The 6049-nt window shown below is 54.8% G+C and carries 6 protein-coding genes; 4 read left to right on the forward strand and 2 right to left on the reverse strand.

Features of this window, described 5'->3' with window-relative positions; all coding sequences use genetic code 11:
* Window positions 1-8: 8 nt before the first annotated feature.
* Window positions 9-1112 carry a calcium/sodium antiporter gene (locus VAE57_RS17550; protein ID WP_322823126.1) on the reverse strand — a complete coding sequence of 368 codons (1104 nt, stop codon included), beginning with the start codon at window positions 1110-1112 and terminating at the stop codon, window positions 9-11.
* Window positions 1113-1263: 151 nt separating this feature from the next.
* Here VAE57_RS17550 and VAE57_RS17555 point away from each other — a divergent pair, with 151 nt between their 5' ends.
* Both VAE57_RS17555 and VAE57_RS17560 read left to right on the forward strand, forming a co-directional pair.
* On the forward strand, window positions 1264-1407 hold the full coding sequence (locus VAE57_RS17555; protein ID WP_322823127.1) for a hypothetical protein: 144 nt from the start codon (window positions 1264-1266) through the stop codon (window positions 1405-1407).
* A gap of 64 nt (window positions 1408-1471) precedes the next feature.
* Window positions 1472-2476, forward strand: a complete 1005-nt coding sequence (locus VAE57_RS17560; RefSeq protein ID WP_322823128.1) for a TerC family protein — start codon at window positions 1472-1474, stop codon at window positions 2474-2476.
* On the opposite strand, the gene VAE57_RS17565 is transcribed toward VAE57_RS17560, so the two are convergent.
* Window positions 2462-3403 carry an alpha/beta hydrolase gene (locus VAE57_RS17565; protein WP_322823129.1) on the reverse strand — a complete coding sequence of 314 codons (942 nt, stop codon included), beginning with the start codon at window positions 3401-3403 and terminating at the stop codon, window positions 2462-2464. The two genes, VAE57_RS17560 and VAE57_RS17565, sit on opposite strands and share 15 nt — an antisense overlap.
* A gap of 284 nt (window positions 3404-3687) precedes the next feature.
* Between VAE57_RS17565 and panB the strand changes: the two genes are divergently transcribed.
* Both panB and panC read left to right on the forward strand, forming a co-directional pair.
* Complete coding sequence (panB, locus tag VAE57_RS17570; protein WP_322823130.1) at window positions 3688-4533, forward strand: 3-methyl-2-oxobutanoate hydroxymethyltransferase; 846 nt, start codon at window positions 3688-3690, stop codon at window positions 4531-4533.
* A 424-nt stretch (window positions 4534-4957) separates the two neighbouring features.
* Window positions 4958-5803 carry a pantoate--beta-alanine ligase gene (gene panC / locus VAE57_RS17575; protein ID WP_322823131.1) on the forward strand — a complete coding sequence of 282 codons (846 nt, stop codon included), beginning with the start codon at window positions 4958-4960 and terminating at the stop codon, window positions 5801-5803.
* Window positions 5804-6049: the final 246 nt, after the last annotated feature.

Consider the following 6049-nt stretch of genomic DNA (forward strand, 5'->3'; position numbering starts at 1 on the left):
GATTAGCATTACGAGGTCACCCAGTCACGGCGGCGAATGGCGTTGACGGTCAGAATAGCCAGGGTGAACAGCGTGATTGGCAAAACGAAGAGCATCATGATACCGCTGAACGCGGGCAACGCATCGTGTTCAGTTGCAGCCAGGATGAGATAGGCTGTATACGCCACATAATAACCGAGAAAGAGCGCCCCCTCCCAGCGGTTGATGCTCAGGCCAGAAACAAAGATCGGCATAACCGCAAAGGCCACGGCAATCATCACCGGCAGATCAAACGTGATGACCGACGGAGCCACCACCAGACCACTCGGCGTTACCAGCGCTGCAATCCCCAAAATACCGAGAATATTGAAAATGTTACTCCCTACTGCGTTGCCAATCGCAATATCGCGTTCCTGTTTGAGGGTGGCAACAATGGAAGCAACAACTTCCGGCAACGAGGTACCGGCAGCCACAATCGTCAAGCCAATCACAACCTCACTGATCCCGATGGATCGCGCAATGGTGGTTGCGCTTTCGACCAGCCAGTTCGAGCCAAGTGCCAGTAATCCCAAACCAATAATAATCATGACGGGCTGCATAACCCAGACCGCAACAGTCGGGCGTTCGTGCAGTTTTTGCAAACCATACTCCTGGGCATACTCATCCTGCACGGCGGCACTCTCCTTACGGCTAGCATAAATTGACCAGGTAATATAGCCAAGCAGTAAGCTGAAGAGTAACAATCCATCCGACCAGCCAATCGTCCCATCGAGTACCAGCACCGCTAACAAGAGTGACACCGCAATCATAAAGGGTACTTCACGTTGAATGAGCTGTACTGCAACGATCAATGGGCTAATCAGGGCACAGGCACCCAGGATGAACAAAATATTGAAAATATTACTCCCTACTACATTACCTATCGCAATATCACTTTTGCCGGCCAGACCGGCCTGAATGCTGACCGCCAGCTCCGGTGAACTGGTACCAAATGAGACCACTGTCAAACCGATGACGAGCGGTGAAACTCCAACCAGTGCGGCCAGGTGGCTCGCACCACGCACTAACAGCTCACCACCAATCGCCAGACACACCAGTCCGCCTAGCATCAAGCCGATTGTTATGGCATCCATAAGATTATTGATGTTCTCCTTTTGCACAGGATTTGACACGATGCACGTTGATACATTATACGCAACCCCCTTCGCCCTTACGAGGGCGAAACTTCGTTATATGCGCTACCGAAGGCGAGCAGTAGCAATAGGGAAAATTTCCCTATGAGAAATGGCAAAAATCCTGTATAGTGCGAAGCGTTGGGGAGTAGCCGCCCGCAAACTGCGGGTTGATGTCACCGTCAAGACGGAATGCAACATTCCCGGTGGCATCGCGTATCGGGTAACCGTACTGGCGAGACCGACGCAGTGGTGAGCTGCGTTTGGCTCGCCTTTTTGTTGTAGTAAAAAACAAACTGTACGACAGGGAGAAAAGCACAATGTTCGATGCAGTGTGGGTCTGGATCGGTTTTAACCTCTTTGTACTGGCCCTGCTGGCCCTCGATCTGGGGGTATTTCACCGTGACGCACACGAAGTCTCGTTACGCGAGGCAGCAATCTGGAGTGTCGTCTGGATTTCACTGGCGCTGGTCTTCAATCTTGGATTGTATCTCTTCTGGGATCAGATCATGCCGGGTAGCAGCCTGAGTGCCGGCGATGCCGGGCTGGCCTTCCTCACCGGCTATTTAATCGAAAAAGCGCTGAGCGTTGACAATATTTTTGTCTTCGTATTGATCTTCTCGTATTTTGCAGTGCCGGCCAAATACCAGCACCGCGTCCTGTTCTGGGGGATTCTCGGTGCGCTGATCATGCGGGGTACCATGATCGCCGCCGGCGCAGCACTCATCAAACAATTTCACTGGATCATTTGGGTCTTCGGCGTCTTCCTGATCTTTACCGGTATTCGCATGGCCACATCACAACACGAGGAAGTAGAGCCTGATAAGAATCCGGTAGTACGCCTCTTCCGGCGCTTTATGCCGATCAGTGATCGCTACGACGGGCAGAAGTTTCTCACCCGCCAGAATGGCGTGCTGATGGCAACACCATTGCTACTGGTGCTGGTGATGGTTGAGACAACCGACCTGATCTTTGCAGTCGACTCAATTCCGGCCATTTTTGCCGTAACCCAAGACCCGTTTATCGTGTATACGTCAAACGTCTTCGCAATCCTGGGCCTGCGGGCACTGTACTTTGTACTGGCCGGTGTCGTTCATCTCTTCCACTACTTGAAACTGGGTCTATCAGTAGTGCTGGCCTTCGTCGGTGTGAAGATGCTGCTGCCTGATGTAAGCGCAGCCCTAGTCGGTACAAGCTGGAAGATTCCTACCGGTATTTCGCTCGGCATTGTTGCCACGATTATCACAGTATCAATCGTAGCCTCGCTGATCAGGGCACGACTGGTTGAGAGTAGCGAACATACCGCTCCGTCAAACACAGTCTAACGGCTCACCCTGAAGCTCCAGGTCTACCGCGGACACAGCAGGAGATAGCCCACAGATCAATTCACAGATGAGATCGGGCTGCTCCTGCTGTGGCATATGACCACAGCGAGAAAGATAAATGTATTGTGCCCGTCCCTCCAGCACAACTTCCATCGACTCAATCAGTTCACCATCGACAATCAAGTCGTGATCACCACTGATTAAGACCGTTGGCGTCTGACATTCGCTGACCAGATCGAGATACTGTTCCGCCCGGAAGAAGGCATCAATCGTCAGCCAGCGCAAGGCCGAGAGGGTTGCCCGTCGTTGCCGCGGATGATGAAGGCGCTTCCAGACGCGCCGACGGAGAAACCGCCGTTCACGAGCCGGCAAGTCGTAGAGGCTATAGTAGAACGGCTGTAAGCTAAGAAAAGCCAGTTCCTGCGAACGACGCATACTGGCCATCACCAGCTCACCAAGACCGGGAATGAGCAGCGGCCACCACTGACGAGGTGGAGTGCGCCGTTTAACCGGTAAACATCCACTGATCAGTATCTGTTGCTGGATCAGGTGAGGCAGGCCAATGCTGAGACGTTGGGCAATCATTGCCCCCATTGAATGACCGACAAGGGTAATCCCTCGTAGCTGTAACGTGGTGATAAATTCAGCCATGGTGCGGGCAAAAAACGTCAGGCTGTACCCACCATTAGGCCCGGAACTACGGCCAAAACCTGGTAGATCAGGGGCGATCACGCGATACATTTGCGAGAGTGGTGGAATAATCGTACGCCAGGTATCGGCTTCATCGCCCAGGCCATGCAAGAGAAGGAGCGGCGGTAGATTGGTGGAACCGGCAGCGTAGTAGAAGATGTCCACATCACGCAGCGCAACCCGACGAGCGTAAGGGACAAGGTCAACGGGGATATCCATCGTGGGTTCTCGCTTCATGGCGCTACCTTTATGCAAGGAATCCTGGTTAATTTTAGAATACGCAAGTTAGTTTGTCAAATGTTTTTTAAACATGACAACACTACTGTTTTCACACGATGGTATGTCGTAGATTTACAATGAGATATAATCGACGGCATCTATCAATATTGAGATAGTGACACAATAAGGCATAAAAAAGCAGGGTATCTAGCGAAACAGCCAGCTTTTTCCGTTGGTGTGCTACAATCGAGCAATCAAATAGCCGGAATGACCGGCAGAGGATAACCAACAAGGAGCCGGCAATGCACACAACCATTCGCGATATTCAGCAGATGCGCGATCGCGGCGAGCGAATCCCGATGGTCACCGCATATGACTACACCTCGGCTCAGATTGCTGATCGCGCCGGAATTCCATTAATTTTGGTAGGGGATTCGTTGGGCATGGTCGTGCTGGGCTACAATTCAACCGTACCGGTGACGCTTGACGACATGATTCACCATACGCGCGCCGTGGTGCGTGGTACGCAGAAAGCCCTGGTTATCGGTGATCTGCCATTCCTTACCTACACCTCACCAGAGCAGGCGATGCAGAGTGCCAGACGGATGTTGCAGGAAGCCGGTGCGCAGGCTGTAAAGCTGGAAGGCGGTGTCGCTATCGCTCCTACCATTGCCCGCCTGGTTCAGGCGGGGATTCCGGTGATGGGGCACATTGGCTTTACTCCACAGGCGGTTAACCAGATTGGGTTGCGCGTGCAAGGGCGACGGGCGAGTGAGGCAAAACGACTGCTCGCCGATGCACTGGCCGTGCAAGAAGCAGGCGCCTTCGCGATTGTGCTGGAACTGGTACCGGCAGAGCTGGCCGAGGCCATTACAGAACGGTTGCGGATTCCGACCATCGGGATCGGTGCCGGCGCCGGCTGTAGCGGTCAGGTGCAGGTCTGGCACGATATGCTCGGTCTGTACAGTGACTTTTTACCTCGCCACGCCAGGCGATACGCCGATCTGGCAACAATTATTGCCGAGGCGCTGAGACAGTACGCCAGTGATGTGCGTAATGGCGCGTTCCCTGGCCCTGAACATAGCAGTCGGATGGATCCGGCAGAACTGGCCGCAGCGCTGGGGAGCGAAGGTCAGGCGACGGAGTAAGCAACGATTACCTGCGGACAGCATCCCACAGCGGTTTGCGAAGTCGCTTGTTGCAGATGGGCACGCCGGAGGTGCACGCTCCCAGGAGATGCTGACCCGCCCCCACCCTACCCCGCCCCCGCTGGGGGCGGGAACCACTGGCGCGTGGTGGGGCTGATTTGCGCGACCTCGCCGGACGAAGGCACAGCAGGGGGTAAGTGCGCCGAATGTGTGCGCTCCCAGGGGATGTCGGTGCTGGCGTACCGCTGTGATATGCTCTTCCTTCACCATACGCCTAACGCAACACTACGTAACCAATTGTTGTAAGATGGTGTAGCCTCACCTCGCAGGATGAGGATGAGCAGAGACGCAGAAATGCCACATTTGTTATTGATGATGGGTGCGATCAGGCTCAACGTTGCGCAAGACAACGAGGAAACATGCTATGAAAGTCCTACACACAGTCGCCGAATTCCGTCAGGCACGGGCAGCGTTTGATGTTCTGGGGTTTGTGCCGACGATGGGGTATTTGCATCAGGGACATCTGGCGCTGGTTGAACAGGCTCGTCGCGAATGCCCGGCAGTAGCGGTGAGTATCTTTGTCAATCCAACGCAGTTTGGCCCCAACGAGGACTATGCCCGCTACCCGCGCGACACCGCCCGCGATCTGGCGCTACTCGAAGCAGCCGGTGTTGATCTGGTGTTTATCCCTTCGGTCGAAGAGATGTATCCGCCCGGATTCGGTACCTATGTCATTCAGCCCGCCGCTGATGAGGTGCTGGAAGGGGCGGCCCGACCCGGCCATTTCCGGGGTGTCGCGACGGTTGTCTGCAAGCTGTTTAATATTGTGCAGCCGACCAAAAGTTACTTTGGGCAGAAGGATGCCCAACAGACGGTTGTAGTGCGTCAGATGGTTCGCGATCTGAATCTGCCAGTTGAGATTGTGATTGTGCCGACGGTACGCGAACCCGATGGCCTGGCGCTTAGTAGTCGCAACGTCTATCTGAACGCCGAGCAGCGGGCCGCCGCACCGGTGCTCTACCGGGCACTGCGCACCGCTGCCGAACGCTACGCTGCCGGTGAGCGTGACGCTGAGACATTGCGGGCAGTGATGAGGAGTGTGCTCGCCGGGGAACCGCTCGCCCGACCTGATTACGTTAGCGTGGCCCATCCGCTCACGCTGCGTGAACTGGATCGGATCGGTGCAGACGGTGCTTTGTTGTCGCTGGCTGTGCGCTTCGATCAGGTACGCCTGATCGACAATTGGCTGCTGGAAGGGGAAGGAAAATAAACGATAGTGAGCGGGTTGGCCCTCACCCCCGGCACCTCTCCCGCTGCGCGGGAGAGGGGAGAGGTGAAGTTTGATCCAGAGCTTCCTGATACGGTAGAAGTTGCGTTGGCTTATGTTTTCTGTCTACCCATAAGCATTGCGGGAGAGCGAGACTAGAGACCTCTGCCACGGGTTTCTGATGCGGTAGAAATCGCGTTATATCAATCCAGGCTAAACACTACACCCCGCACCTGTGTCGGGGGGGGG

Origin of the sequence: Chloroflexus sp., from assembly GCF_034434295.1 — a bacterium.
In the GTDB taxonomy this organism is placed as follows: domain Bacteria; phylum Chloroflexota; class Chloroflexia; order Chloroflexales; family Chloroflexaceae; genus Chloroflexus.